The following is a 25,735-nucleotide window of genomic DNA, read 5'->3' as shown; positions in this document are numbered from 1 at the left end:
GAGGCCGCTCAGTGTACCCGGTTGTAGCCATTCAGGGCGGCGACGCGGTAGGCCTCCGCCATGGTCGGGTAGTTGAACGTGGTGTTGATGAAGTACATCAGCGTATTGGCCTCACCGGGCTGGGCCATGATCGCCTGGCCGATGTGCACGATCTCCGAGGCCTGGTCGCCGAAACAGTGAATGCCCAGGATCTCCAGGGTCTCCACGTGGAAGAGGATCTTGAGCATTCCCACCGTCTGCCCGGAGATCTGGGCGCGTGCCAGGTCCTTGAAGAAGGCATGACCGACTTCGTAGGGCACCTTGGCCTCGGTGAGCTCGCGCTCGGTCTTACCCACGGAGCTGATCTCCGGGATCGTGTAGATTCCCGTGGGAACGTCGTGGGCGAGGCGGTAATCGCAATAGCCGTGCATGAGGTGATGGGCCGCGTAGCGCCCCTGATCGTAGGCCGCGCTGGCCAGGCTCGGGTAACCGATAACATCGCCCACCGCGTAGATATGCGGCTGCTGGGTCTGGAAGTTGTCGTCGACCTCCACCTGTCCGCGACTGTTGGGCTGGATGCCGATACCTTCCAGGCCCATGTCGTCGGTATTGCCGGTGCGACCATTGGCCCAAAGCAGGATATCGCTCTTGATGCGCTTGCCCGAAGCGAGCTCGAGGATGACGTGATCGTCCGCCGGCAGGATGCGGTCGTACTCCTCGCGGTGACGGATGAGAACACCCAGCTCCCGCAGATGGTAGGAGAGGGCGTCGGTAATCTCGTCGTCGAGGAAGGCGAGCATGCGCTCCCGAGTGTTGATGAGGTCCACCTTCACGCCGAGCCCGCGAAAGATGGAGGCGTACTCGCTGCCGACGACTCCGGCGCCGTAGATGGCGATGCTTCTCGGGGTATGGTCGAGGCCGAGGATCTGATCACTGTCGAATACGCGCGGGTGGCTGAAGTCCACGTCCGCCGGGTTGTAAGGGCGGGAACCGTTGGCGAGGAGGAAATGATCCGCCGTGTAGCGGGTTACCCGCCCGGTACGGCCTTCCACCTCCAGCGTGTGCTCATCCGCGAAGCGCGCCTTGCCGTGGATCAACGGGACGTCGTTACGGGTGTAAAAGCTCGTGCGCAGACCCACCTGCTGGTCGATCACGCGCTCGGCGGTGCGCAGCACCGTGGGAAAGGAGAACTGCCTGGGCTCGCTCACCTCGCGAAACAAGGGGCTGGCGTTGAACTCCATCATCCGCCGCACATTGTGCCGAAGCGCCTTCGAGGGGATCGTTCCCCAGTGCGTGCAGCCGCCTCCCACCTCGGTGTGGCGTTCGACCACGGCGACACGTTTTCCGCTCTTGGCGAGCTTCATCGCCGCCCCTTCTCCGCCAGGGCCGCTACCGATGACGATGGTATGGAAGTGCTTGCCGTTCATTGATTCCTTCCCGACGCTTCGCTGCGGATGTACGGGCCGCGTGCGCGTTCGCCGCGGTCATGGCGGCGACCGAGGCCTGAGCGGCGCATTATAGACGGCCATCGCCGGTCGGGGCGAGGCAACTGGCAGCCATTTATTTGACTTTTGAGTAAGTTCGGCGACGTGTCGGGGGCAACCGGTCGTGACCAGAGACGCCAGCTGCCGTTAAATATGTGGTCATTATAAGTGCGTAATTGTCGACAGACTGCGCTGTCCAGCGGCACGCCAACGCCTGTGCGGCTTTTGCCCGAACTAACCTTCAGGTTAGTTGCGACGTCGCCTGGAACAGTTTTCCAAAATTTTTTCTCGCACCCGTCGCGCGAGGCGACTTAATCTGGCATTCTTATGCGCCATCGCGGGGGCGGCAGCTCCGTGAACCGGCCGGTGGGGTCGTTTTTCGACCCGATTGGCGGGTGATACGCCATAACCGGCGTGTGCGGTGGATCCACCGTGACGACTGCGGACATCAAAACCGTTGAGCGACGGGTCAGTTTCTGCGGCCGTCAGGGTGACTGCCGGCTCACCCGACACCGGCCCATCGTCGGTAGCAACGAGGCAAGAACGATGACGGAACGTGTTGAGGCGGCGGGCCTTAAGATCGCGAAGCCGCTCTATGAGCTGGTGAGCAATGACATCGCACCGGGCACCGGGGTGGAGCCCGAAGCGTTCTGGCAGGGACTGGCACGGATCGTGAGCGATCTCCGGCCGCGCAACCGCGAGCTACTCGCAAAACGCGATGCGTTGCAAGCGAAGATCCACGCCTGGCACCGAGACAACCGCGGGGGCGCAGACCGCGAAACGTACAAGCGCTTCCTCGAGGAAATCGGTTATCTCCTGCCCGAGGCGGACGACTTCCAGGCGGGCACCGAGAACGTGGACCCGGAAATCGGGCAGGTCGCCGGCCCGCAGCTCGTGGTGCCGGTGAACAATGCGCGCTACGCGCTCAATGCCGCCAACGCCCGCTGGGGTAGTCTCTACGACGCGCTCTACGGTAGCGACGTACTGCCCGAGGACAACGGTGCCGAGAAGGGCAGCGCCTACAATCCCGTGCGCGGCAAGCGGGTCATGGCGAAGGCGGCGGAGTATCTCGACGGTATCGCGCCACTCGCCCGTGGCACCCATGCCGAGGTCGCCGGTTTCGGCCTGAGCGAGGACGGGGAGTCGCTGGTCATCACCCTGGCCGACGGCAGTGAAACGGAGCTCGCGGAGCCGGCGCAGTTCGTGGGTTACACCGGCGGTCAACCCCTCGAATCCATCCTGCTCGTGAACAACGGCCTGCACGTCGAGCTGCAGATCGATCCCACCCATCCCGTGGGCCGGGATCATCGCGCCGGCGTCAAGGACGTGGTGCTGGAGTCCGCGGTGAGCACGATCCAGGACTGCGAGGATTCGGTCGCCGCGGTGGACGGCGAGGACAAGACCGGTGTGTACAGCAACTGGCTCGGCCTGATGAAGGGCACGCTCGTGCACACCTTCGAGAAGGGCGGCAAGACCGTTACCCGCGAGCTCAACCCCGATCGCGAGTTCACCGCTCCCGGCGGCGGCACGATCACCCTGCCCGGGCGCAGCCTCATGCTGGTGCGCAACGTCGGCCACCTGATGACCACGCCGGCGGTGCTGGATGCCGAGGGCAACGAGATTCCCGAGGGCATGCTCGACGGCATGGTGACTGCGCTCATCGCCGTGCACGACCTCAAGGGCAACGGCCCGCACCGCAATTCGCGGGCGGGCAGCGTCTATATCGTCAAGCCCAAGATGCACGGTCCGGAAGAGGTCGCGTTCGCCTGTGAGCTCTTCGACCGCGTCGAAGATGCGCTCGGGCTCGAACGTCATACCCTGAAGATCGGTGTGATGGACGAGGAACGTCGCACGACGCTCAATCTCAAGGCATGCCTGCGGGAAGCGCGTGACCGGGTGATCTTCATCAATACCGGCTTCCTCGACCGCACCGGCGACGAGATTCACACGGACATGGAAGCCGGCCCCATGATCCGCAAGGGCGAGATGAAGAACGCCGCCTGGCTGAAGGCCTACGAGGATCGCAACGTGGACGTGGGCCTCGCCTGTGGCCTGCGGGGGCGGGCGCAGATCGGCAAGGGTATGTGGCCGATGCCCGACAAAATGGCGGCCATGATGGAGGCCAAGATCGGCCATCCCATGGCCGGCGCCGACTGCGCCTGGGTGCCGTCACCGACCGCCGCCACCCTGCACGCGCTGCATTACCACCAGGTCAATGTGCGTGAACGTCAGCGCGAGCTCGAATCCCGCGCACCGGCCAGCCTGGACGACCTGCTCACCGTTCCGGTGGCGGAGAACCCCAGCTGGTCGGACGAGGAGATTCGAGCGGAGCTCGAGAACAACTGCCAGGGCATCCTGGGGTACGTCGTCCGCTGGGTGGACCAGGGCGTGGGTTGCTCCAAGGTGCCGGACATCAACGATGTCGGTCTCATGGAGGATCGTGCGACGCTGCGCATTTCCAGTCAGCACGTCGCCAACTGGCTCTACCACGGCATCGTGGACGAAGAACAGGTCATGGCGACCATGAAGCGCATGGCGGAGATCGTGGACCGGCAGAACGCCGGCGATCCTGATTACCGCCCGATGGCGCCGGGCTTCGACGGCGTGGCGTTCCGGGCCGCCTGTGATCTCGTCTTCAAGGGCCGGGAGCAGCCCAGCGGTTACACCGAGCCGGTGCTGCACGCCCGGCGTCTGGAGCTCAAGGCTCGATCTGCATAGAGGGGTAACCGGGCCCCGCCGGTCAGCGGCGGCCCGGCTGGCCATGCCCGCTGGCGCCCGGTGCTACGGCACCGGGCGCTTTTCGTCGCCGCCCCCCCGAGAGGGGTTACTGCGGCGGCAGTCCGTCGCCGTGGCCTTCCGGCAGCGGTCGCGGGCGGCGGTCGTCGCCGATGGCGACGAAAGTGAATGTGGCCTCGGTGACCTGAATCTGCTCCTCGGCGAAACGCGCCCGGCGCCAGGCCTCCACGGAGATCGTCAGCGACGTGCGGCCGGTGCGCCGAAGCTCCGCGTACAGGCTGACCTCGTCGCCGACCTGCACCGGGGCGAGCAGGGACATGGCATCCACGGCCACGGTGGCGACGCGGCCGCGCGCCGCGCGGGTGGCCACGCTCGACGCCGCCAGATCCATCTGTGACATGAGCCAGCCACCGAAAATGTCCCCGGAGGGGTTGGTATCCGCTGGCATGGCGATGGTGCGGATCTGGGGTTCCCGCGCGGGTGGTTGACGGTCTTCCTGCGTGGCCACGATGACGCGATCTCCCGGTTACTGTGACACGAACGTCTGCCTCGTCCACCTTACTAACCTTTCGACAAGTGTTGCCATGTCTCGACGTTCGTCGGCGCGTCCGTTCGCTCCGACGCGCCTCGTCGGCATGCCGCCACAACGGGCTTGCGACATCCCGAGTCAGTAGCCTCGGCGGTCAGGGACGCGGCGAGTGCTGTGAGCAACGCCGTCCACAGGCGCGCTGACGAACGCCGGAACGGAGCCCGTGTGCGGCTCTCGGCGGCGTTGCGATCGCTTGAAGGCGGCCTTCGCTCACGCGTCTTGCCGGCAAGACGCACAAGGGCGCTGAGACATGGCAACACTTGTCGAACGGTTAGTAACGTGAGCACGACCAGGGTGCACCACCTGGACGTTTTGCATCGAAACCGTGCATATTTGCACGAATAGGCGGCGATCGTAGCGCAGATCGACGTACTTTGGGGGAAAGGCCCGGCTTTCGGGCATACGAGAACGAACAAGGGGGCTCCATGGCATTATCACGTTGGGTACTGGCCGCGGCACTGGCAGCGACGGTGGCCAGTACGGGTATCGGTCACGCCGCCGACTACAAGAGCGAGTACACGGTATCCACCGTGCTGCCGACGCCGTTCCCGTGGGGACAGGCCGCCGAGCGATGGGTGGAGCTGGTCGAGGAACGCACCGAAGGCCGTGTCAACCTCGAGATCTACTCCGGCGTCCAGCTCGTTTCGGGCAACCAGACCAAGGAGTTCGCCGCGCTGCGCAACGGGCTCATCGATTTTGCGGTGGGCTCGACCATCAACTGGTCACCGCAGGTCAAGGAGCTCAATCTCTTCTCGCTCCCGTTCCTGATGCCGGATCACGCTGCCATCGATGCGCTGACCCAGGGGGAAGTCGGCGAGCGGATTTTCGCGGCCATCGAACGTCAGGGCGTCGTGCCTCTGGCGTGGGGCGAGAACGGTTTCCGCGAGCTCACCAATTCCACCCGGCCGGTCACCACGCCCGAGGATCTGGCGGGAATGAAGATTCGCGTGGTGGGCTCGCCGTTGTTCCAGGACACCTTCGAAGCGCTCGGCGCGAATCCGACCCAGATGAGCTGGGCGGATGCCAAGCCGGCGCTGGCGACGGGCGCGGTGGACGGTCAGGAAAACCCGCTGTCCGTCATCGAGATCGCCAAGATGTGGGAGGTGAACCAGAAGCATCTCACGCGTTGGCACTACATGGCCGACCCGTTGATCTTCGCCGCCAATGGCGCGACCTGGAAGAGCCTTCCTGAAGCCGATCGCCGGATCATTCGCGAGGCGGCGCGGGAGGCCGGCCGCTGGGAGATCGAGAAGTCCCGTGCCGAGAACGAGAAACGCCTGGCGACGCTGCGGGAGAACGGCATCGAAGTGGTCGAGCTCACCGATGCCCAGCGCGCGGCCTTCCGCGAGGCCACCGAGAGTGTCTACGAGCAATGGGCGCCGCGCATCGGCGAGGACCTGGTGGAGCAGGCCCGCGAGGCGGTCGCCGAACGCCACCAATGAGTGCCCGAGACTCTGTGATTCCAGTCGAGGTGCCGACGCGGGCGGGGAGGTACGATGGCCGCTGAGCGGGATCGCTCTCTGCGTCCCTGGGTGCCGCTGGCTCTGGAGGAGGGGCTGGCGGCATTCGCCATGGTGATTATCTGCGCGATCAGCCTGGCGAACGTCGTGGTGCGATATGCCACTGACGCCTCGTTCGCGTTCACCGAGGAGTTTTCGGTGTTTCTGCTGGTGTTCATGGCGCTGTTCGGCGCGGCGGTCGCTTTTGCCCGCGACGAGCACATTCGCATCGGCTTCTTCCAGCAGCGGTTGCCGGGGCGGTTGCGCTGGGCGGCGACGGTCGTCACCTTCCTCGCCACGCTCGCGGTGTTCGCGCTGATCATCCGCTACGGTGCGGCATTCGCTTATCAGGAATGGCGCTGGGAGTCCACGTCGCCCGGCCTCGGCCTGCCCAACTGGATCTACAGCGTCTGGCTGCCGTTGGGTGCGGTGGTGATCATATCGCGGGTGCTCGGGCGTTTCGTGCGCCAGCTACGCCAGGGAACCCCTGACTGATGCCGTCCCCCGAGGTGATGATCTTCGTGGTGCTGGGCGGGCTTATCGCCATCGGTTCCCCCATCGCCGTGGCCCTTGCCATGGCCGGGGTGGTGGGGATCGTCATGGGCCTGCCGTCCCAGATGCTCGGGACGCTGGGCACCAATACCTACAACGCCATCGCCAAGTATCCGTTGGTGGCGATCCCGCTGTTCGTGCTCACGGGCACGATATTCGAGCGTTCCGGAGTCGCTGCCAACCTGGTGCGGTTCGCCCGGGCACTGGTCGGGCCGAGGCGTGGTGGCTTGGCCGTGGTGGCGACGCTGGTGTGCCTGATCATGGGCGGCATGTCCGGCTCCGGCCCCGCGGATGCCGCGGCGGTTGCCATGGTCATGGCGCCGAGCATGGCGAAGGCGGGTTACCCCCGTGCTTTCACGGCCACCGTGATCGCCGCATCCGCCTCTACGGCGATTCTCATTCCGCCGTCGGTGGCGTTGATCATCTATTCCATTCTCGTGCCGGGCGTGGATCTGCGGGCGCTGTTCGCCGCCGGCCTATTCCCCGGGCTGCTCGCCGGACTGGCAGTCATCGGCCCGTCGGTGTGGCTTTCCCGCCGGTACGGCTTCGAGGGCGGCGAGGGCGATGAAAGACCGCCCCTGTGGGAAAGCTTCGTCGGTGCGCTGCCGGCGCTGTTCGCGCCGGTGATCATTCTCGGCGGGCTCCGCAGCGGACTGTTCACGCCCACCGAGGCGGCGGTGGTGGCCGTTGCCTACGGCGTCTTCATCGGCACGGCGATCTATCGCAACCTGGGCTGGCGGGATCTTTACCGGGCATTCGCCGACTCGGCGGTTCTCTCGGCGGTGATTCTGCTGATCATCTCGCTGGCGGGCATATTCGCGTGGGCGGGCAACACGCTCGGCGCCTTCGACCAGCTCGCCAATGCGGTTCTGGGGGTTTCGGACGATCCCGCGGTGGCGCTCGCGCTGGTCATGGCGCTGTTGCTCGTCGCGGGCATGGTGCTCGACGGCGTGTCGATTTACCTCATACTGATTCCCATCCTGATGCCGGTGATGCAAGGCTTTCAGTGGAACGCCACGTGGTTCGGCATTCTCATGGCAATGACCATAGCCGTCGGCCAGTTCACGCCGCCGGTCGCGGTGAATCTCATGGTCACGACCAAAGTCACCGACGTTCCCATGGAGCGCACCATCGGCTGGGCGTTGTGGATGGTCACGGCCATGGTGGCGGCGCTGGCGCTCGTCATCATCTTTCCCCAGATCGCACTGTGGCTGCCCGAAACACTGGGATACCGCGTATGAACGGTGCTACGACGCAGACGGCCGGCCGTGCCGGGTACGGTGAGGCGTTTCGCGCCAGCCTGCCGGTGTGCTTCGGCTATGTGCCGCTCGGCGTGGTCTTCGGCGTGCTATTCGCGCAGCTCGGTTACGGTTGGTGGTACGCCACGCTCATGAGCGTGGTGGTGTTCGCTGGTGCGGCGCAGTTCGTGGCGGTGACGTTGCTCACCGCCGGTGCCGGCATCGGTGAAATCGCTGCCACTACGCTGCTGGTGAACGCCCGGCACGTCTTCTACGGCCTGTCACTGGCACCGCGGCTGCCGAGTGCCGGCGTGGGGCGCTGGTATCCGGTGTTCGCGCTAACCGACGAAACGTATTCCCTGCTCACGAGCACGACCCCGCCGCCGGGCGCTGACCCGCAACGGTTCCGGGTGCGCGTCGCTGCCTTCAACCAGCTCTGGTGGGTGCTGGGGTCGACGGTGGGGGCGCTGCTCGGTGCCGGGCTCACCGTGGACACCCACGGGCTCGAATTCTCGCTCACGGCGCTGTTCGTCGTGCTCACCATCGAGCAGGCGAAGGCCGTGCGCGACTGGCGACCGTTCGCGTTCGCGGCCATTGCGGCAGCCGCGGGGCTAGCCCTGGGCGGCCGCGAGTACATGCTGGTCGTCGCCCTGGGGCTGGTTACGTTGCTGTTGCTCATCGACGGAGGACGGCACGCGTGAGCGAGGCGGATATCTACATACTCGCCGCCATTGGCGTCATGGCGGGGATGACTTTCGCGACCCGGGCGGCGCCGTTTCTCATCCTGGGTCGGGCGGCCGAGCATGTGCTGGTGCGCTATCTCGGCCAGTATCTGCCGCCGGCGGTAATGCTGCTACTGGTGATTTACTGCGTTCGGCACGTCGATCCCCTGCAGGCCCCGTTCGGGCTCCACGAGCTCGCGGGTATCGCCGTGACCGCCGGGTTTCATCTCGTCTGGCGCAACGCGCTGTTGAGCATCGCTGCCGGCACTACCGTGTTCATGCTTCTGGAGCGCTTTCCGCCGCTCGGGTAACGGTTTTGAAGGCTACAGTGATGCGCTCACGACCGAGATGTGCACTCACGTGCCCCACGCCGGCTCGTCCAGCGAGCGCTCGGTTGACGAATCACCGGATGATGCCGTGAGGGTCGAACGCCCGGTTGCCACCTCCCTGTTCGGTGCCGGTGTCGCGTGCGTTCATTACGCGTGGAGCAGCCTGCGGGGGCGGCGGCGCCCATGAAGGAGCGCCGCCCGGTGTCTTAACGGTCGTTCACCCGATCGCGCCATGTCACGTAGGTCTCTTCCGGCCAGAGTGACGTGATATAGGCGAGCACCGCTTCGATGTCGGCGGTGCTAAGTTTTTCACCCCAGGCGGGCATCCGCTGCTTGCCGCCATTGGTGACGATATCCCTGAGCATGGGGAAGGGGTGATGCCAGGTGTGCCCCCGGCCATTCAGCGGCGGTGCCGGGTAGTAGCCATTGGCATCGGGCTCTCGCCAATTCGGCGCGCCCTGCGCCATGGCGCCGTGACATGATGCGCAGTTCTCCCGGAATATATCGCGTCCCCGGGTGACCTGAGAACTGGTGTACCAACGGCCGTCGACACGGCCTTTTCCCCTGGCATCGGCGGTTTCGGCACCGCCTTCGGAGCGGGGCTCATCCTCTGGCGAACAACCGACCAGCAAAGCAAGCGCCGCACCGGCCAACACGAGTTTCATACGGAACATTGGGAATGGCCTCCTGTGATTCGATGAGCGAACGCACAATGGCCGCCGGAACGGGGCCGGCGGCAAGCTGAGACGTGGTGCGTGCTCAGCTGCGAGGAGGTTTGTCGGTAGGGTGTCGGTGGCCGGCGAGGACGGGCCCGCCGTCGGCGTTTCGTGGCTGGTGCGCCGGGGCGACGGCGACGGCCGCGTTCACATCCACGGCCACACCGCCAGTGCCCGGACATACGTGGGTAATACTGCAGGATCCTTCGGCGTAAGCAGCGCATGCCGCCTGATCAGGGCAGTCCGCGGACCCGTTCAGCGGCACGACGCTCGCCGCGGCGGCTACGCCGGTGGCGAAAGCGAGCAGGAACAGTAGACACACGGCAAGACGACGCAGCATGGTCGGGAGCGTTGGCGGCTTTGTTCCGGTATTCTCCCCGGGAAAGCCCCGGCTGTCGAGTAGATCTCATTCACCCAAATACAGGGAGGTTACGCCGGTGTCGGACACGCACGATCTGGGGTTGATGATCAGCTCCCGCATACCGCTGGTGGTGGTCCGGTCCCGAGAGGAGCAACGGGTGCTGCAGGCGGTGACCCGTCTGGGGATGCGCCGTGATCTGGGCATGTACGCCTGGACGGTGACCGACGGCGTCAAGGGGCTGGGCTTCGGCGAAGCGCCCCGCAGTGACGAGCACGGACGCTACGAGCGCCCGGAGGCCGTGCTCGAGCTCATCCGCCACCATACGGGCAAGCCGTCGGTGTTCGTGCTCTGTGACTTCCACCCGTATGTGGACGATCCGCGCATCGTCCGGCGGATCAAGGACATCGCGCTATCCTACCGCGAGCTCGGGCACACGCTGGTGTTCCTGGGCCACGATTTCGATCTGCCGGCGGAGTGGCAGGGGCTCGCGCACAATCTCACGCTGCGGTTGCCGGATGACGGCCAGCTGCTCGCCATCGTGCGCGAGGAGGCGTCGGCCTGGTCCCGTGAGAACGCTGGCGAGCGGGTACGTACCGACCGCGCCACCCTCGACCGCCTGGTGGCGAATCTGCGCGGGGTCACCGCTGCCGAGGCGCGGCGGCTGGTTCGCGGCGTGATCGCCGACGATGGTGCGATTCGCGAAGAGCAGATCGCCGAGGTGAATGCCGCGAAGTTCGAGCTACTGGACATGGATGGTGTCCTGAGTTTCGAGTACGACACTGCGCGCTTCAGCGATGTGGCCGGACTGGAACGCCTCAAGGAATGGCTCGCACACCGCCAGTCGGCGTTTCTGCAGCCGAGCGAGTCGGTGGCCGAACCCTTGCGGGGTATACTGCTGCTGGGTGTACAGGGCAGCGGTAAGAGTCTGGCGGCCAAGGCGGTTGCCGGCATGTGGCACTGTCCGTTGCTGCGCCTGGACATGGGCGCACTCTACAACCGGTTCTTCGGCGAGTCGGAGAAGAACGTTCGCGAGGCCCTGCGGCTCGCGGACATGATGGCCCCCTGCGTGTTGTGGGTCGACGAGATCGAGAAGGGCATCGGCCAGGATGGTTCCGACGGCGGCACCTCCCAGCGCGTGCTCGGGACGCTGCTCACCTGGATGGCGGAGCGACAGAGCCAGGTCTTCGTCGTGGCGACTGCCAACGATATCAGTCAGCTTCCCCCCGAGCTGATCCGCAAGGGCCGGCTCGACGAGATTTTTTTCGTCGATCTGCCCAAGCCGGCTATCCGCGCCGAAATATTTCGCGTGCACCTCGAGCGCCGTGGTCTCGACCCGGCGGATTTCGATCTCGACCGGCTGGCGGCCGCCAGCGACGGGTTCTCCGGGGCCGAAATCGAGCAGCTCGTGGTCTCGGGCATCTACAGCAGCGACGCCAATGACCGTCCAACGGACACCGACGCGGTGTTGCGGGAGGTCGCGCGAACCAGTCCGCTGTCCGTGGTTATGGCCGAACGCATTGAAGCGCTGAGAATGTGGGCCGATGGGCGCGCCGTGCCGGCGGACGATTGAGAGAGGTCGTTGCCGGAGGCGGTCTAGGCGGTCGCCGATGCCGTGGCGGTCCGGCGTCCGCCAGCGGCCCCTCTCGGCAGCCAGCTGGCACCGTAACCGCAGCGCCGGAACACCAGAGCGAGACTGGCGGACCGGGCGGCGGTGAACGCAGTGAACGCCAGCCACAGACCGTGGTTGCCCAGGGGCGATGCCAGATACCAGGCGGGAAGGTAGACGACCAGCACGGCCAGTATCATGGTATCGCGCATGGGCCGGGCGCGGGTCGCACCGATGAACATACCGTCGAGCAGGTAGCTCCAGACCGCGACCAGGGGCATCACCACGAGCCACGGCAGATACGTGGAGGCAAGCATCCGTACGTTCTCGATGTCCGTGAGCTGCGCGATGATCCACTCGCCGGCGAGCGCGAATCCGAGACTCGCGCTCGCCGCGGCCGCCAGCGACCAGATCGTGGCGGCATGCACCACGGCGCTCAGATGCCGGCGTCCGCCGCGGCCGACGGCACGCCCCACCAGGGCCTCGGCAGCGTGGGCAAAGCCATCCAGAGCGTACGAGGTCAGCAGAACGAACTGCATCAGCACGGCATTGGCGGCGAGAATCTCATCACCCAGGCGCGCGCCCTGGGCGTGGAAGAATGCCATGGCGAACAGCAGGCAGAGCGTGCGAACGAACAGTGCCCCGTTGACGTGGAGCAGGCGTGCGTAACGTGCCGGTGCCAGCAATCGCCGCCAGTGCAGGTGGCCACCAAGGCGGGAGAGGGTGCCGAGGGCGAACGTCATACCCACGGCCAGCGTCAGGTAGTCCGCGATAACGCTGGCGAGCGCCACCCCGGCCACTGTCCAGCCGAGCCCGACAACCAGCCACAGGTCCAGGACGATATTGGTTAGATTGTTGACGAGCATCAGCGCCAGCGTCACCCGGCTGCGACCCAACCCCAGGAACCAGCCGATGAGCACGTAGTTGGCGAGCACGGCCGGCGCGCTGGCGATACGCCAGCGCGCGTACGTATCGGCGAGTGCCGTCACGCGTTCACTGCCGTCGAGAACCGCGAGCCCGGCGGGAACGACGACAGGGTGCGACAGGATCAGTGCCACGCCGATCCCCCCCGCCAGGCACAGCGCCTGGGCGAGTAGCAAACGCAATGCGTCGGCGTCGCGGCGGCCATGAGCCTGGGCAGCGAAGCCGGTGGTGCCCATGCGAAGAAATCCGAATCCCCAGTAGAGGAAGCTGAACAGCGTTGCCCCCAGCGTTACCGCGCCGAGATATTCGCTGGCCGGCAGATGCCCCATTACTGCGGTGTCCACCAGGCCCAGCAGGGGGACGGTCACGTTCGAGAGAATGAGTGGCCAGGCCAGTGTCCACACGCGGGGGAGGGTGGTCCGGGTGGCTTTTGCGGTCATGTCGGCCATTCGCTATAGTCCCGCGCTCGTTCGCAGATCGGAAACCCGTTCCGGGAGGTCAATGACCGCATGCTGATGCTCACGCCCGCGCAACTCCGGCGCGCCGTCGGGATTCTCGTTGCGGCTCACATACTGGTCATCGCGACCAGTAACTATCTCGTGCAGCTGCCCATCAGCGTGCTCGGTATCCATACGACCTGGGGGGCATTCTCGTTCCCGTTCATCTTCCTGGCGACCGATTTGACGGTGCGAATCTTCGGCAAGCAGCACGCCCGCCGGACCATTTTCCTGGCGATGTTGCCGGCGCTCGCCGTTTCCTACGTCTTCGGCACGGTGTTCCAGCAGGGGGCCTTCCAGGGCGTGGAGGCGCTCGCCGGGTTCAACGTGTTCGTCGCCCGTATCGCCATGGCGAGCTTCATGTCCTACGTGCTTGGACAGATCCTCGACATTCACGTCTTCGATCGTCTGCGTCGGGGGAGCGTGCGCTGGTGGGTGGCGCCTGCCTGCTCCACGGTGCTCGGCAATCTCGCCGATACCGTCGCGTTCTTCGCGCTGGCGTTCCATGCGAGTCCGGATCCCTTCATGGCCGCCAACTGGCCGATGTTGGCGGCCGTGGACTATGCCACCAAGATCACGGTCAGCCTGTTGTTCTTCCTGCCGCTATACGGTGTGGTGCTGAGTGCCCTTCAGCGTCGGGTGCTCGGACGCGAAGCCCGGGTGGAGGTGGCTTCGGGTTAGTGTCCTGTATCAGCATTACGCTGTCTTTCAGCGCGTGACGTCGCCGCCACCTTTGGCGACAGCGGCGACATCACGCGCCCGGGGGCGATCCACGGCGGCCTCAGGGGCGCCGTGGATACCAGACCAGCGGCTGGGCCGTTCGGCCGTGATCGATCTCGAAACCGCGCCGCTGGTACCAGTCGAGGAGGGCGCGTTGATCCAGGCCGGTATCGTCATACGCGGTGGCCTGGGCCAGCAGCGTGACGTGATAGCGGTCGCAGATGGACTTGAGCCGCTCCAGCAGAGCCGTTGCCTCGCCCTGGCCGCGATGGTCGGTCTCCGTCTCGATGCGGCAGAGCACCAGGTAGTCCGATTCGGTATCCACCGCACCGATGGCATGGCCGTGGCGGCGATGCCGCAGCCCGGTGTTCTCGTCTTCCCTGGCGGGCGCCGCCTCCTCGGTGGCCTCCAGCCACGCCTCGAACGCGGCATTGATATCGGATTTTGAAGTCATCGCCTGATGCATCTCCTCCTCCAGGCCTCAACGCGAGGCGCACGTTATCATCCTCCGGGACAAATGGCGACCGGCCCGGTCACCGTGCACGTTGCCCGGCCCGCGGTGATCCGCGACAATCGCTGGCCATCGGTCCCTGCGGGGGCGGGGCCGAGGCGTGAAAGAATCGAGAACGACCTGACGCCGGGAGGCGCCAAGTGCGCGGCAATCAAACGCAAGGCATTCACGGGGAGTGGTCCAACGCCCTGGTGTTCGTGCTCGCGGCGGTGGGGTCCGCCGTCGGGCTGGGCAACATCTGGAAGTTCCCTTACATGGCGGGTGAAAACGGGGGTGGGGCGTTCGTCCTGGTCTACCTCTTGTGCATCGCCGTCATCGGGCTGCCGATTCTCGTCGCCGAGATCACGCTGGGCCGACGTGCCCGTTGCAGCCCGATACACGCGTTCCGCAATCTGGCGGCGCAGAGCGGGGCGTCGCCGGGGTGGCGGTATATCGGCTGGCTCGGGGTGTTCACCGGCTTCGTCATCCTCTCGTTCTATAGCGTGGTGGGTGGTTGGGCGATCGCCTACACGCTGCGAGCGGGGCAGGGACTGTTCAGCGGTATCGCGGCGGACGAGGCAGGCGCACTGTTCGGCGGCCTGCTCGGCTCGCCGCCGGAAATGATCGCGTGGCACACGCTGTTCATGGCGGCCATTCTCGTGATCGTCGCCCGCGGTGTGCACTCGGGGCTGGAGCGAGCGGTCACGTTCCTGATGCCGGCGCTGTTCGTGCTCCTCGCCATGCTCGTGGGCTATGCCATGGCCATTGGCGATTTCGACCGCGCGGTGACCTTCCTCTTTCGGCCCGACTGGAGCGCGCTCAACGCCGAGGGCGTCCTGCAAGCACTCGGCCATGCGTTCTTCACCCTGTCACTGGGGATCGGATGCATGCTCACCTACGGTGCCTATCTGCCGGCGCGCGCGTCCATTCTGGGCACGGCCGTGGTGATAGGGATCACCGACACCGTCGTGGCACTGTTCGCGGGGCTGGCCATATTCCCGGTGGTATTCGTCGCACCCGGGGTCGAAGCGGGAGCCGGCCCGGGCCTTCTGTTCCAGACGCTGCCGTACGCCTTCGGTCAGATGCCGGCCGGTCATCTCTTCGGTTTTCTGTTCTTCCTGCTCGTGACCTTCGCTGCCGTGACCTCCGGCATTTCGCTGGTGGAGCCGGCCACGGCCTATCTGGTGGAGCGTCGCGGGTGGGGTCGGTGGCGGGCCTGCGGTCTGCTGTGCCTGGGTATCTGGCTGCTCGGCCTGGGCACCGTGTTCTCGTTCAATCGCTGGGCCGACTTCACGCCGTTGGCGTTCGTCGGCGCGCTCGCCGACCGCAACGTCTTCGAGTTGCTCGATGGGCTCACGTCGGGGCTACTGTTGCCCATAGGGGGCTTCGGCATCGCCATATTCGCGGGGTGGTTCGCGGCGCGGGAAGTACTGGCCGAGGAGCTGCGCACAGGGTCGTGGCGCTTTGTCGTCTGGCGCTGGGCCGTTCGGGTGGTAAGCCCGGTCGCTGTGGCACTGATCCTGCTGCACGGGTTGGGTGTCATCTAACGATGCGCGCGCCCGTGCAAACGGGCGCGCGCATCGCCAGGCGGGAATGCTCCGGCAGGGACGCGCGGATCAGTCCGTATAACGGCGAAACACCAGCGTGGCGTTGGTGCCACCGAAGCCGAAGCTATTGGACATGACCGTCTCCAGCGTGCGTTCCTGGGTCTCCCTGACGACGGGCATGCCCTCGGCTTCCGGGTCCAGGTTCTGCACGTTGGCTGTACCGGCGACGAAACCGCCGCCGAGCATGAGCAGCGAGTAGATTGCTTCCTGGACACCGGCGGCACCGAGGGAATGGCCGGTAAGTGACTTCGTCGAGCTCACCGCCGGCATCTCCTCGCCGAATACTTCGTGAATGGCCTTCAACTCGGTAATGTCGCCGGCCGGAGTGCTCGTGCCGTGGGCGTTGACGTAGTCGACCGCTGCGGCAGAGTCGCCGGCGAGCGCCTGGTGCATGCAGCGCACCGCGCCCTCGCCGGAGGGGGCCACCATGTCGTAGCCGTCCGAAGTGGCCCCGTAGCCGATCAGCTCGCCGTAGATCTTCGCGCCGCGCGCTTTGGCGTGCTCGAGCTCCTCCAGCACGAGCATGCCGCCACCGCCGGCGATGACGAAGCCGTCCCGGTCGAGGTCATAGGGGCGTGACGCCTGCTCGGGGGTGTCATTGAATTTCGCCGACAGAGCGCCCATGGCGTCGAACAGCATGGTCATGGACCAGTCCTCCTCTTCAGCGCCACCGGCGAAGACGATGTCCTGGCGTCCGAGCTGGATCTGCTCCATGGCACTGCCGATGCAGTGGGCACTGGTGGCGCAGGCGGAGGAGATGCTGTAGTTCACCCCGTGGATCTTGAACGGCGTCGCCAGGCAGGCGGAGACGGTGCTCGCCATGACCTTGGGCACCGCGAACGCGCCGATCTTGCGAACACCGCGCTCGCGCAGGGTGTCGGCGGCCTGAACCAGGTTCGAGGTGGAGCCGCCTCCGGAGCCGGCTATCAAGCCGGTGCGTGGGTTGGAGACATCGGACTCCTCCAGGCCCGCATCGGCGATGGCGTCTTCCATGGCGACATACGCGTACCCCGCGGCACCGCCCATGAAACGGCGCGGTTTGCGCGGCACCCGCTCTTCCAGGTCGATGTCCACTACGCCGGCTACCTGGCTGCGTAGCCCGAGCTCTGCGTACTTGTCACGGAAACGGATGCCGCTACGCCCTTCACGCAGTGATTGCGTGACCGTCTCGCGATCGTTTCCGAGACAGGAGACTATGCCCAGACCGGTGACGACGACTCGTCGCACGATACCTTCCTCGCTCATTGCCGAGCGCGCCTAGAGCGCGCTATCCGGGTCGATGAACAGGCCCACCTTCAGATCGTGGGCCCGGTAGATCACCTCGCCGTCGGCGAGTACGCGGCCATCCGCGATACCCATCGTCAGCCGCCGGCGAATCAGGCGCTTTATATCCAGCGAATACGTCACCCGCTCGTTGCGCGGCAGGATCTGGCCGGTGAATTTTACCTCGCCACAGCCGAGTGCGCGCCCCTTGCCCTCACCGCCGACCCAGCCGAGATAGAAGCCGAGCAGCTGCCACAGCGCGTCCAGTCCGAGACAGCCCGGCATGACCGGATCACCCGGAAAGTGGCACTCGAAGAACCACAGGTCCGGCCGGACATCGAGCTCGGCGTGAACCTCGCCCTTGTCGAAGGCGCCCCCCTCGGAGGCGATCCGGGAAATGCGGTCGAACATGAGCATGTTCGGCACCGGCAACTGAGGATTGCCCGGGCCGAAGAGCTTGCCGTGACCGCAGGCAAGCAGCTCCTCGTAGTCGTAACTGGGTTTCCCTGTCATGTGTCTCCCGACCATGTGAACGAGGTCCAGGCCGGTGGCGCCTAGGTGCCCGGCGCCCGCCCCTGCCCCTTGTAGTCTGTTCTGTTGCAGCCGCGCCGTTGCACTCCGCTCTTGGGGCAAGCGTAGCTCATTGCGAGGACGGCCAGACCGCTTCGCGCCCGCACGCGAGCGGCGGCACGAAACCGGCGCTAACCCTACTGCGACACCCGCGGTGAGGCAAGGGAAATGCCCACCATTCGGGGGCGTACGGCCCGGCGGTCTTGAGAAACGCGCGCATCTCCTCCATCTATGAGCGGCAGTCATGCGCAGCCGCCCATAGTCACACGCTATGATCGCGGAAGCACCCATCGATTATACAAGCGCGGACTTCGGCGTTATCCTTCGCCGAGTTTCGAATCCGACCCGTGGAGGCATCAATGAGTGAGAACATCGTCAATATCACCGACGCGACCTTCGAGGACGAGGTTCTGAAGGCCGATGGCCCGGTCCTGGTGGATTTCTGGGCCGAGTGGTGCGGCCCGTGCAAGATGATCGCACCCGTCCTGGAGCAGGTGGCTGACGAATACTCCGGTCGGATCAAGATCTGCAAGCTGAACATCGACGATAACCCGGAGACGGCACCGAAGTTCGGCGTGCGTGGTATTCCCACGCTGATCTTGTTCAAGGGTGGTGACGTGGCGGACACGAAGGTGGGGGCGCTCAGCAAGGCGCAGCTCACGCAGTTCGTGGAGTCGAATGCCTGAACGCCGGTTCCGGCGCGAATAATCCGCGCCCTGGACGTATTCCCGGCACGGGGGAGCGCCCAGGGCGTTTTTCGTTGCGCCAGCCGCCGGAGGCGCAGGCCCCGGCTCCGGCGTCGATACAGCGGTACGCTACTACCCGTTGCTCACCCGGTCGCTTCATCCCGCGGGCGGGACGAGGCATCGAGCCAGCCCTCGACAGCCGAGCGAATTCCGGCGGCGTCCAGACCCTCGCGCGCGAGCAGGGTGGCGGGATCGCCGTGATCCGTGAATCGCTCCGGCAGCCCGATATGCCGCACGGGTGACGTCACGCCCAGCGCCGACAGGCATTCGGCGACGGCGCTGCCGGCGCCCCCCTGGATCACGTTCTCCTCGACGGTGACGATGAGCTCGTGGGTCGCAGCCATGCGGGCGATGCACTCGCGATCGAGAGGGCGGACGAAGCGCATGTTCACCACGGTGGCATTCAGCGCCTCCGCTGCCTCCCCCGCCGGCGTCACCATGCTGCCGAAGGCGAGCAGGGCCACGCGTTCGCCTTCGCGCCGGAGTTCCGCTTTTCCGAGGGGCAGCGCCCGTAGCGCCGGTTCCACCGTCGCGCCGGGTCCCTTGCCCCGGGGATAGCGCACCGCCGCCGGGCCGTCATGACACAGGCCGGTGTGCAGCATTTGGCGGCATTCGTTCTCGTCGGCCGGGGCCATGATGACGATGTTCGGGATGCATCGCAGATAGGACAGGTCGAAGCTGCCGTTGTGTGTCGGCCCGTCGGCACCGACGAGCCCGGCACGATCGATGGCGAAGAGCACCGGCAGGCGCTGTAGCGCCACGTCATGGATGAGCTGGTCGTAACCGCGCTGCAGGAACGTGGAATAGATGGCGAGTACCGGCCGCTCGCCCTCGCAGGCCAGGCCGGCGGCCAGGGTCACGCTGTGCTGCTCGGCGATGCCCACGTCGGCGTAACGATCGGGATAACGTCTGGCGAAATCCACCAGACCCGAGCCTTCGCGCATGGCAGGGGTGATCCCCCACACCCGCGGATCGCGCTCGGCAGCGTCACACAGCCATTGCCCGAAGACGTCGGTGTATGTCGGCGCACCGCCGCCGGAGCTGCCGGCAAGCCCCTTGGCAGGATCGAATGCCTTGACCCCGTGATAGGCGATGGGGTTGGCCTCGGCCTTGGCGTAACCCTTGCCCTTGCGGGTAACCACGTGCAGTAGCCTGGGGCCGTCGAGATCACGCAGTCGGCGTAACACCGGCACCAGGGTGTCCAGATCGTGACCGTCTACCGGCCCGAAGTACTGGAAACCGAGCTCCTCGAAGAAGGTTCCGGGGATCACCATGCCCTTGGCGTGGGCCTCGGCACGCTTGGCGAACTCGCGCATGGGTGTCGGCAGGTGCTCGAGCACGCGCTTGCCTTCGCGGCGCAGATTGCCGTACAGCCCGCCGGAGAGCAGCCGCGCGAACGTGCGTGAGAGTGCGCCGACGTTCTCGGAAATGGACATTTCGTTGTCATTGAGCACCACCAGCAGATCCGGCCGTGCGTCGCCCGCGTGGTTGAGTGCCTCGAAGGCCTGGCCGGCGGTCATGCCGCCGTCACCAATCACCGCGCAGACCTTGCGCTGCTCGCCCTGCGCCCGCGCGGCCATCGCCATGCCGACGGCGGCACTGAGCGAAGTGCTCGAGTGACCCACGCCGAAGGTGTCGTACGGGCTTTCGTCGCGCTTGGGGAACCCGGCGATGCCGTCGGTCTTGCGCACGGTGTGAATCCGACCGCGGCGACCGGTGAGGATCTTGTGCGGATAGCATTGGTGGCCCACGTCCCAGACCAGCCGGTCGTCCGGCGTCTGGTAGACGTAGTGCAGGGCGAGGGTGAGCTCGATGACGCCCAGACCGGCGGCCAGGTGGCCGCCGCTGCGGGCGACGCTTTCGAGCAGAAAGTCGCGCAGCTCGGTGGCGACCTGCGGCAGCTGCGTGGCCGCGACCGCGCGTAGCTGGGCGGGTTCGTCGATGCCCTCGAGCAGTGGGTAGCTTCCCGGTTCCATAGTGTCTTCTTGTCAGTCGGTGTCGCCGTCGAAATCGTCGGCGATCAGGTCTTCGAGTTCCTCGGCCTCGCGCAGGGCGAGCTCGTTGATCACGCGACCACGCACGGAAATACCGGCGCGGTGCACCGTCTCCGGGTCGCCCGACACCAGCGGGTGCCACCATGCGAGCCCACGACCTTCGGCGAGACGGCGATAGGCACAGCTTTGCGGCAGCCAGCCGAACTGCCGGATCTTGCGCGGCGTCAGCGTAATACAGTCGGGCACGAACTGGTGGCGTTCGGCGTATCGGCTGCAGAGGCCGGATTCGCCGTCCAGCAGACGACAGGCCACGCTGGTGAAGTAGTAGTCGCCGGCATCGTCCTCGAGCTTGTGAACGCAGCACTTGCCGCAACCATCGCACAGCGCTTCCCATTCCTCGCGGGAGAGTTCGCTCAAGCGCTTGCGTTCCCAGAACGGTCGGGCGGACATTACGTCTGGCCTCCGGCCCCGGGCCACACGCGGACTCGCCGCCGGCCGAGGGCTTTCTGTATACTGGCATGTTTTCCGACAGGCCTTACGACCATCCCGACGCGGATCATCGATGAGCGATTTCCATCACGAAGTAGCGCGCCGGCGCACGTTCGCCATTATTTCACACCCGGACGCGGGTAAGACCACCGTTACCGAGAAACTGCTGCTCTACGGCGGCGCAATCCAGCTCGCGGGGACAGTCAAGGGGCGAAAATCCAATCGCCACGCGACCTCCGACTGGATGGAGCTCGAGAAACAGCGCGGTATTTCGGTGACTTCCTCGGTGATGCAGTTCCCCTACGAAGGGCGCATCGTCAACCTCCTGGACACGCCTGGCCACGAAGACTTTTCCGAGGATACGTATCGCACGCTCACGGCCGTGGATTCCGCGCTCATGGTCATCGATGCGGCCAAGGGCGTGGAGGACCGGACCATCAAGCTCATGGACGTCTGTCGCCTGAGGGATACACCCATCATGACGTTCATGAACAAGCTCGATCGCGAGGGGCGCGACCCCATGGCGCTCATGGACGAGGTCGAAGAGGTCCTCAAGATCCGGTGCGCGCCGGTTACCTGGCCCATCGGCATGGGCAAGGGCTTCAAGGGCGTATTCCATCTCTACGACGACCGGGTCCACCTGTTCAGCCCCACCCATAGCGGCGGCATCAACGAAGGCGAAACCATCGAAGGCCTGGACAATCCGCGGCTCGACGAGGTGCTCGGCGATGCCGCCGACGAGTTGCGCGAGGAAGTGGAGCTCATCCGCGAGGCGAGTCACGAGTTCGACGTGGATGCTTATCTCCGCGGCGAGCTCACGCCGGTGTTCTTCGGTTCGGCCATCAATAACTTCGGCATCAAGGAGCTGCTCGACACCTTCGTGGTGCACGCGCCCGCCCCACAGGTGCGCGAGACCGAGAGCCGCACCGTGGAGGCCGACGAGGAGCGCTTCTCCGGATTCGTGTTCAAGATCCAGGCGAACATGGACCCGAATCACCGCGACCGTATCGCGTTCATGCGAGTGTGCTCCGGGGTCTACGAAAAGGGTATGAAGATCCGCCACGTGCGCATTGGCAAGGACGTGAAGATCGCCAACGCGATTACCTTCATGGCCTCGGACCGGGATCATGTCGAGCATGCCTATCCCGGTGACATCATCGGGCTTCACAACCACGGCACGATTCAGATAGGCGATACCTTCAGCCAGGGCGAGGCGTTGAAGTTCACCGGGATACCGAACTTCGCCCCGGAACTCTTCCGGCGCGCCGTTTTGCGTGACCCGATGCGAATGAAAGCATTGCAGAAAGGGCTCGTCGAGCTCTGCGAGGAGGGCGCCTCGCAGTTGTTCCGACCGCTTCAGGGCAATGACCTGATCGTCGGTGCGGTGGGCGTGCTGCAGTTCGACGTGGTCGCCTTCCGGCTGAAAAGCGAATACGGCGTGGACTGCGCGTTCGAGCCGGTCAACGTGTCCACGGCGCGGTGGGTCGAGTGTGACGACGACCGCATGCTGGAACGCTTCAAGGACAAGAACGCGAGCAACCTGGCGGAGGACGTGGCCGGAAATCTCACCTACATTGCACCGTCCCGGGTGAACCTGCAGCTCACCGAGGAACGCTGGCCGGACGTGGCGTTCTGGGCGACCCGGGAGCACTGAACGCGGCCCCCTATGCCGCTCCCGGGCAGGGAACGGCAGAGGGGGCCGGATACGCGCGGGAGCGCATGGGCAACCGCGGCGTTCTACGCCAGCGCCACACTGTCGGTCACATGCACCCCGGCGTCGGTCAGATCCGAACGCACGCCGTCATCGTTCGACGTGTCCACCGGGCGAGTGAGGTCCCATAGCACGTAGGTATTGAACCCGGCCTCGGCGGCATCCTCGGCGCTCCACTTCACGCAGAAGTCCCGCGCGAGACCACAGAGGAAGACGTCATGCACCCCTCGATCGCGCAGGTAGCCGGCGAGCCCCGTCGCGGGGCGCTCACCATCGGCGTTCCAGTTGTTGCGGAACCCGCTGTAGCTGTCCACCGCCGGGTCCTCGCCCTTGCGCACGATAACCGCGGCCCTGTCCCAGGGCAGGCGCTCGTGCAGAGCGGCGCCGGTTGAGCCCTGCACACAGTGATCGGGCCAGAGCACCTGGTCGTGCCCGTAGAGCTCGATAACCTCGAATGGCTCGCGACCCTCGTGGGAGCTCGCGAATGAAATATGGCCGGCGGGATGCCAGTCCTGGGTGGCGGCGATATGCTGGAACCGTCCGGCGGCCATCAGTCGTCCAATGGGCTCGACAACTTCCGAGCCGCCAACGGTGGCGAGCGCCCCGCCTTCCATGAAATCCGGCTGCATGTCCACCACGATCAGGGCGGCGCGCTCTCGATCCACGCGAACGGGCTGCTGCGCTGCCATTTCACACCTCCTGATCGGTGCGTGCTCACCAATATCGTGGTGCCGATCCGACAGCACCACAACCCCCCGGCACTGCGTCGGGTCAGGCGAAACGCCCGACGCCGGCGCGGGTCATCGCCTCGCGGATTTCGTCCATGATCGCCGGGTCATCAATGGTGGATGGCACGGCCACGTCGTCGCTCTCCGAGAGGTTGCGGATGGTTTTGCGCAGGATCTTGCCGGAGCGGGTCTTCGGCAGCCGGTCGACCACGAGCACGCGTCGTAACGCCGCCACCGCGCCGATCTCCTCGCGAACCCGCGCCACGATCGCCTCTTCGACGCGCTCCGCGCGGATGTCAGCGCCGTCCTTGAGTACCACGAACGCCACCGGAACCTGGCCCTTGAGCTCGTCGTTGAAGCCGACCACGGCGCACTCCGCCACTGCCGGATGGCCACCGATGACTTCTTCCATGGCGCCGGTGGACAGACGATGGCCGGAGACGTTGATGACATCGTCGGTGCGGCCCATGACGAATACGTAGCCGTCCTCGTCCACGTAGCCACCGTCACCGCTTAGGTAGCAGTCCTCGAACGTGGCCAGGTAGCTGCGGTGGAAGCGCTCGTCGTCGTTCCACAGCGTTGGCAGCGTTCCCGGCGGCAAGGGCTGGCGGATGACGATGTTGCCGATCTCGCCCGGCGCGACGTCGTGACCGTCGTCGTCCACTACCGCCACGCGGTAGCCGGGAACCGGCAGCGTGGCGGATCCGGGTTTGACCGGATGGGGCTCGATGCCGAACGGGTTGGCGACGATGGGCCAGCCCGTCTCCGTTTGCCACCAGTGATCGATGACGGGGCAGGGGAGGTGGGTGTGGAGCCAGTCGTAAGTCGGCGGATCCAGCCGCTCGCCGGCGACGAACAGCGCACGCAGCGAGCTGATGTCGTAACGGCGCAGGTACTCCGCGTCCGGGTCCTCCTTCTTGATGGCACGGAACGCTGTCGGCGCCGTGAAAAACGTCTTCACACCATGCTCGGCGATGACCCGCCAGAAGGCGCCGGCGTCGGGGGTACGCACGGGCTTGCCCTCGTACACGACGGTGGTGCAGCCACGAATCAGTGGGCCGTAGACGATATACGAGTGCCCCACGACCCAACCGACGTCCGAGGCGGCCCAGTACACGTCCCCCGGTTCAGTGGCGTAGATGGCTTCCATGCTGAAATTCATCGCCACGGCATGGCCGCCGTTATCACGGACCACGCCCTTGGGTTTGCCGGTGGTGCCGGAGGTATACAGAATGTAGAGGGGGTCGGTGGCGGCGACGGGCACCGCCTCTGCCGGTGTGGCGGTCGATACCAGCGTCTCCCAGTCGTGATCGCGCCCGGGTTGGAGCTCGGCTTCGGCCTGGTCACGGGCGACGATCAGCGTGTGACGCGGCGGGTGGTCGGCCATCTCGAGTGCCCGGTCCACCAGCGGCTTGTAGGAAATGACACGGTCGAACTCGATGCCGCAGGAGGCGGAGACGAGAACCTCGGGGCGAGCGTCGTCGATGCGAACGGCGAGCTCCCGCGGCGAGAATCCGCCGAAGACGACCGAGTGCACGGCGCCGAGGCGTGCGCAGGCGAGCATGGCGACCAGTGTCTCCGGGATCATCGGCATGTAAATGACGACCCGGTCCCCATGGCCGACACCCAGCTTCCGCAGCGCACCGGCGCAACGCGCAACGCGCTCGCGCAGCTCGCGAAACGTGATGTACGTCTGGGTATCCGTGACCGGGGAATCGTAGATGATCGCCGGCTGTTCGCCACAACCGCGTTCGACGTGCCGGTCAACCGCCAGATAGCAGGTATTGAGTCGCCCCCCCTCGAACCACCGATAGTGGCCATGGTCGTCGCGGGAGAGGATGTGCTCCGGAAAGGTGTACCAATCGAGCTCGCGGGCCTGTTCTCGCCAGAATCCTTCCGGGTCGTTGACAGAACGGCGGTAGACGGGGTCGTAGCGGCTCATGGATCTCTCCTCCCTCGCCGGTTGGTCCAATGCAGTATTTGCGTCTACGGCCGGCTATTGCCGATCTTGTTTTCCACATTGGAACACATACTAGTCATCGAAAGGATTGAATAAGTCAATTCAGTGCAAGTGACTGGATTGGCGCCACCGGCCAACGATGGTTGCTGCCCAGGGGCTGGGACGATACAACTAGTGCGCCCCACGGCGGGCGGCAACGGCACGCCACGAATCGCCGTTGCAACG

At 65.6% G+C, this 25,735-nt stretch carries 22 protein-coding genes; 11 read left to right on the top strand and 11 right to left on the bottom strand.

What is annotated here, in order from left to right; genetic code table 11:
* Window positions 1-8: 8 nt before the first annotated feature.
* Window positions 9-1,406 carry a Si-specific NAD(P)(+) transhydrogenase gene (sthA, locus tag ACPEES_RS00650; RefSeq protein WP_435099769.1) on the bottom strand — a complete coding sequence of 466 codons (1,398 nt, stop codon included), beginning with the start codon at window positions 1,404-1,406 and terminating at the stop codon, window positions 9-11.
* Between the two features lie 603 nt (window positions 1,407-2,009).
* On the opposite strand from sthA, the gene ACPEES_RS00645 reads away from it, so the two are divergent.
* Window positions 2,010-4,181, top strand: a complete 2,172-nt coding sequence (locus ACPEES_RS00645; RefSeq protein ID WP_435099766.1) for a malate synthase G — start codon at window positions 2,010-2,012, stop codon at window positions 4,179-4,181.
* Between the two features lie 106 nt (window positions 4,182-4,287).
* Here the strand turns inward: ACPEES_RS00645 and ACPEES_RS00640 are convergent, their stop codons facing one another.
* Window positions 4,288-4,707, bottom strand: a complete 420-nt coding sequence (locus ACPEES_RS00640) for an acyl-CoA thioesterase (RefSeq protein ID WP_435099763.1) — start codon at window positions 4,705-4,707, stop codon at window positions 4,288-4,290.
* Between the two features lie 506 nt (window positions 4,708-5,213).
* Here ACPEES_RS00640 and ACPEES_RS00635 point away from each other — a divergent pair.
* The 5 genes from ACPEES_RS00635 to ACPEES_RS00615 are packed head-to-tail and all read left to right on the top strand — an operon-like array spanning window position 5,214 to window position 9,110.
* The gene (locus tag ACPEES_RS00635) at window positions 5,214-6,230 is read left to right on the top strand and encodes a DctP family TRAP transporter solute-binding subunit (RefSeq protein ID WP_435099760.1); all 1,017 of its coding nucleotides are present in this window, start codon (window positions 5,214-5,216) and stop codon (window positions 6,228-6,230) included.
* A gap of 54 nt (window positions 6,231-6,284) precedes the next feature.
* Window positions 6,285-6,782 carry a TRAP transporter small permease gene (locus ACPEES_RS00630; RefSeq protein ID WP_435099757.1) on the top strand — a complete coding sequence of 166 codons (498 nt, stop codon included), beginning with the start codon at window positions 6,285-6,287 and terminating at the stop codon, window positions 6,780-6,782.
* Window positions 6,782-8,080 carry a TRAP transporter large permease gene (locus tag ACPEES_RS00625; RefSeq protein WP_435099754.1) on the top strand — a complete coding sequence of 433 codons (1,299 nt, stop codon included), beginning with the start codon at window positions 6,782-6,784 and terminating at the stop codon, window positions 8,078-8,080. The genes ACPEES_RS00630 and ACPEES_RS00625 overlap by 1 nt, the downstream gene beginning before the upstream one ends.
* Window positions 8,077-8,778: an AzlC family ABC transporter permease gene (locus tag ACPEES_RS00620; protein WP_435099751.1), complete on the top strand. Its 702-nt coding sequence runs from the start codon at window positions 8,077-8,079 to the stop codon at window positions 8,776-8,778. Before ACPEES_RS00625 ends, ACPEES_RS00620 begins: the two co-directional genes overlap by 4 nt.
* Entirely contained in the window at window positions 8,775-9,110 is a 336-nt protein-coding gene (locus ACPEES_RS00615) for a branched-chain amino acid transporter permease (RefSeq protein ID WP_435099748.1), read from the top strand. The genes ACPEES_RS00620 and ACPEES_RS00615 overlap by 4 nt, the downstream gene beginning before the upstream one ends.
* A 224-nt stretch (window positions 9,111-9,334) precedes the next feature.
* Here the strand turns inward: ACPEES_RS00615 and ACPEES_RS00610 are convergent, their stop codons facing one another.
* Window positions 9,335-9,802 (bottom strand): c-type cytochrome, encoded by a 468-nt coding sequence (locus ACPEES_RS00610; RefSeq protein WP_435099745.1) that lies wholly within the window; start codon window positions 9,800-9,802, stop codon window positions 9,335-9,337.
* Window positions 9,803-10,281: 479 nt separating this feature from the next.
* On the opposite strand from ACPEES_RS00610, the gene ACPEES_RS00605 reads away from it, so the two are divergent.
* Window positions 10,282-11,775, top strand: a complete 1,494-nt coding sequence (locus tag ACPEES_RS00605) for an AAA family ATPase (RefSeq protein ID WP_435099742.1) — start codon at window positions 10,282-10,284, stop codon at window positions 11,773-11,775.
* Window positions 11,776-11,798: 23 nt separating this feature from the next.
* Here the strand turns inward: ACPEES_RS00605 and ACPEES_RS00600 are convergent, their stop codons facing one another.
* Window positions 11,799-13,175, bottom strand: coding sequence for an MATE family efflux transporter (locus ACPEES_RS00600; RefSeq protein WP_435099739.1), 1,377 nt, complete (start codon window positions 13,173-13,175; stop codon window positions 11,799-11,801).
* A 69-nt stretch (window positions 13,176-13,244) separates the two neighbouring features.
* Here ACPEES_RS00600 and ACPEES_RS00595 point away from each other — a divergent pair, with 69 nt between their 5' ends.
* The gene (locus tag ACPEES_RS00595) at window positions 13,245-13,913 is read left to right on the top strand and encodes a 7-cyano-7-deazaguanine/7-aminomethyl-7-deazaguanine transporter (protein WP_435099736.1); all 669 of its coding nucleotides are present in this window, start codon (window positions 13,245-13,247) and stop codon (window positions 13,911-13,913) included.
* A 100-nt stretch (window positions 13,914-14,013) separates the two neighbouring features.
* On the opposite strand, the gene ACPEES_RS00590 is transcribed toward ACPEES_RS00595, so the two are convergent.
* Window positions 14,014-14,406, bottom strand: coding sequence for a GNAT family N-acetyltransferase (locus tag ACPEES_RS00590; protein ID WP_435099733.1), 393 nt, complete (start codon window positions 14,404-14,406; stop codon window positions 14,014-14,016).
* 197 nt (window positions 14,407-14,603) lie between these two features.
* Here ACPEES_RS00590 and ACPEES_RS00585 point away from each other — a divergent pair, with 197 nt between their 5' ends.
* Window positions 14,604-15,989, top strand: coding sequence for a sodium-dependent transporter (locus ACPEES_RS00585; RefSeq protein ID WP_435099730.1), 1,386 nt, complete (start codon window positions 14,604-14,606; stop codon window positions 15,987-15,989).
* A 69-nt stretch (window positions 15,990-16,058) separates the two neighbouring features.
* Here ACPEES_RS00585 and fabB read toward each other — a convergent pair whose 3' ends face one another.
* Both fabB and fabA read right to left on the bottom strand, forming a co-directional pair.
* Window positions 16,059-17,276 carry a beta-ketoacyl-ACP synthase I gene (gene fabB / locus ACPEES_RS00580; protein WP_435099727.1) on the bottom strand — a complete coding sequence of 406 codons (1,218 nt, stop codon included), beginning with the start codon at window positions 17,274-17,276 and terminating at the stop codon, window positions 16,059-16,061.
* A gap of 30 nt (window positions 17,277-17,306) precedes the next feature.
* Entirely contained in the window at window positions 17,307-17,825 is a 519-nt protein-coding gene (gene fabA / locus ACPEES_RS00575) for a bifunctional 3-hydroxydecanoyl-ACP dehydratase/trans-2-decenoyl-ACP isomerase (RefSeq protein WP_435099724.1), read from the bottom strand.
* 416 nt (window positions 17,826-18,241) lie between these two features.
* Between fabA and trxA the strand changes: the two genes are divergently transcribed.
* The gene (gene trxA / locus ACPEES_RS00570; protein WP_435099721.1) at window positions 18,242-18,568 is read left to right on the top strand and encodes a thioredoxin TrxA; all 327 of its coding nucleotides are present in this window, start codon (window positions 18,242-18,244) and stop codon (window positions 18,566-18,568) included.
* Between the two features lie 143 nt (window positions 18,569-18,711).
* Here the strand turns inward: trxA and dxs are convergent, their stop codons facing one another.
* Window positions 18,712-20,604 carry a 1-deoxy-D-xylulose-5-phosphate synthase gene (dxs, locus tag ACPEES_RS00565; protein ID WP_435099718.1) on the bottom strand — a complete coding sequence of 631 codons (1,893 nt, stop codon included), beginning with the start codon at window positions 20,602-20,604 and terminating at the stop codon, window positions 18,712-18,714.
* A gap of 12 nt (window positions 20,605-20,616) precedes the next feature.
* Window positions 20,617-21,099, bottom strand: a complete 483-nt coding sequence (locus ACPEES_RS00560) for a YcgN family cysteine cluster protein (RefSeq protein ID WP_435099715.1) — start codon at window positions 21,097-21,099, stop codon at window positions 20,617-20,619.
* Window positions 21,100-21,184: 85 nt separating this feature from the next.
* Here ACPEES_RS00560 and ACPEES_RS00555 point away from each other — a divergent pair, with 85 nt between their 5' ends.
* On the top strand, window positions 21,185-22,765 hold the full coding sequence (locus ACPEES_RS00555; RefSeq protein WP_435099712.1) for a peptide chain release factor 3: 1,581 nt from the start codon (window positions 21,185-21,187) through the stop codon (window positions 22,763-22,765).
* A gap of 83 nt (window positions 22,766-22,848) precedes the next feature.
* Here the strand turns inward: ACPEES_RS00555 and pncA are convergent, their stop codons facing one another.
* Complete coding sequence (gene pncA / locus ACPEES_RS00550) at window positions 22,849-23,511, bottom strand: bifunctional nicotinamidase/pyrazinamidase (protein ID WP_435099709.1); 663 nt, start codon at window positions 23,509-23,511, stop codon at window positions 22,849-22,851.
* 82 nt (window positions 23,512-23,593) lie between these two features.
* Complete coding sequence (locus ACPEES_RS00545) at window positions 23,594-25,492, bottom strand: propionyl-CoA synthetase (protein WP_435099706.1); 1,899 nt, start codon at window positions 25,490-25,492, stop codon at window positions 23,594-23,596.
* Window positions 25,493-25,735: the final 243 nt, after the last annotated feature.

Source organism: Arhodomonas sp. AD133, assembly GCF_051195215.1.
Taxonomy (GTDB): Bacteria; Pseudomonadota; Gammaproteobacteria; order Nitrococcales; family Nitrococcaceae; genus Arhodomonas.
This window is presented reverse-complemented; position numbering and strand designations above follow the sequence as displayed.

What these genes read in the sequence shown, in the direction of transcription:
- sthA (WP_435099769.1), bottom strand. Translation starts at nt 1,406, where the DNA reads ATGAACGGCAAGCACTTCCATACCATCGTCATCGGTAGCGGCCCTGGC.
- ACPEES_RS00645 (WP_435099766.1), top strand. Translation starts at nt 2,010, where the DNA reads ATGACGGAACGTGTTGAGGCGGCGGGCCTTAAGATCGCGAAGCCGCTC.
- ACPEES_RS00635 (WP_435099760.1), top strand. Translation starts at nt 5,214, where the DNA reads ATGGCATTATCACGTTGGGTACTGGCCGCGGCACTGGCAGCGACGGTG.
- ACPEES_RS00630 (WP_435099757.1), top strand. Translation starts at nt 6,285, where the DNA reads ATGGCCGCTGAGCGGGATCGCTCTCTGCGTCCCTGGGTGCCGCTGGCT.
- ACPEES_RS00625 (WP_435099754.1), top strand. Translation starts at nt 6,782, where the DNA reads ATGCCGTCCCCCGAGGTGATGATCTTCGTGGTGCTGGGCGGGCTTATC.
- ACPEES_RS00620 (WP_435099751.1), top strand. Translation starts at nt 8,077, where the DNA reads ATGAACGGTGCTACGACGCAGACGGCCGGCCGTGCCGGGTACGGTGAG.
- ACPEES_RS00610 (WP_435099745.1), bottom strand. Translation starts at nt 9,802, where the DNA reads ATGTTCCGTATGAAACTCGTGTTGGCCGGTGCGGCGCTTGCTTTGCTG.
- ACPEES_RS00600 (WP_435099739.1), bottom strand. Translation starts at nt 13,175, where the DNA reads ATGACCGCAAAAGCCACCCGGACCACCCTCCCCCGCGTGTGGACACTG.
- ACPEES_RS00595 (WP_435099736.1), top strand. Translation starts at nt 13,245, where the DNA reads ATGCTGATGCTCACGCCCGCGCAACTCCGGCGCGCCGTCGGGATTCTC.
- ACPEES_RS00590 (WP_435099733.1), bottom strand. Translation starts at nt 14,406, where the DNA reads ATGACTTCAAAATCCGATATCAATGCCGCGTTCGAGGCGTGGCTGGAG.
- fabA (WP_435099724.1), bottom strand. Translation starts at nt 17,825, where the DNA reads ATGACAGGGAAACCCAGTTACGACTACGAGGAGCTGCTTGCCTGCGGT.
- trxA (WP_435099721.1), top strand. Translation starts at nt 18,242, where the DNA reads ATGAGTGAGAACATCGTCAATATCACCGACGCGACCTTCGAGGACGAG.
- dxs (WP_435099718.1), bottom strand. Translation starts at nt 20,604, where the DNA reads ATGGAACCGGGAAGCTACCCACTGCTCGAGGGCATCGACGAACCCGCC.
- ACPEES_RS00555 (WP_435099712.1), top strand. Translation starts at nt 21,185, where the DNA reads ATGAGCGATTTCCATCACGAAGTAGCGCGCCGGCGCACGTTCGCCATT.
- pncA (WP_435099709.1), bottom strand. Translation starts at nt 23,511, where the DNA reads ATGGCAGCGCAGCAGCCCGTTCGCGTGGATCGAGAGCGCGCCGCCCTG.
- ACPEES_RS00545 (WP_435099706.1), bottom strand. Translation starts at nt 25,492, where the DNA reads ATGAGCCGCTACGACCCCGTCTACCGCCGTTCTGTCAACGACCCGGAA.